We start from the raw sequence: 616 nt of genomic DNA, 5'->3' as shown, positions 1-616 counted from the left end.
GAGCCAGTTCTTTCGGCCGATCACGAACGGGCGTATGGCGTTCTCAGCGTCATTGTTGTCGATATTGAGTCGGCCGTCCTCTACGTAGACGCAGAGCTTCTCCCAGTTTTTTTGCAGGTAGGACAGAGCCTTGCCCAAGGCTGTTTTCGGCAGTGCCTTTGGCTGCTCTTTATCGAGCCAACTTCGCAGCTTATCAAGGACTGGTAGGCTCTTGGCCTGGCGGAGCTGGTACCGCTCCTCCGGAGAGAGGCCTTTGCCCCTGCGCTCTATGCCGTACAGGTGGCCGATATAGTTGAGGGCAATATCGGCTTTGCCGAGCTGTTTCTGTTTGTTTTTGTCCTTCGACTTTTTGTTCTTGTTGCCGTTGGCAACCTTCTGGGCCTCGATAAACTTCCGCCGCGCGTGCGCCCAGCAGCCGAGGTGGGTGATGCCTTTTTCGGCGCCCACAGCATGGTAGCCGGCGTAGTCGTCGGTTTGCAGGTAGCCGTTGAAGCCCGATAGCAGGGTACCGGCAACTTCCCCGCTACGGCTGGCGTGGTAGTCGTAGAGCACCACGGGTTCATCCGGGAGCCCGCCGAGGCGCACCCACATGTAGGATTGGCTCTCTGGTGGTTTG

General features: G+C 58.1%; 1 protein-coding gene. It reads right to left on the bottom strand.

The features are described from left to right. Positions 1-616, bottom strand: a 616-nt coding sequence (tnpC, locus tag OQE62_RS19385) for an IS66 family transposase (protein ID WP_265723693.1), incomplete at both ends; no start/stop codon positions are given.

It is taken from the genome of Microbulbifer halophilus (assembly GCF_026183675.1).
GTDB classification, from domain to species: Bacteria; Pseudomonadota; Gammaproteobacteria; order Pseudomonadales; family Cellvibrionaceae; genus Microbulbifer; species Microbulbifer halophilus.
The sequence above is the reverse complement of the archived record's forward strand: the minus strand, read 5'-3'. Positions and strand labels throughout refer to the sequence as shown.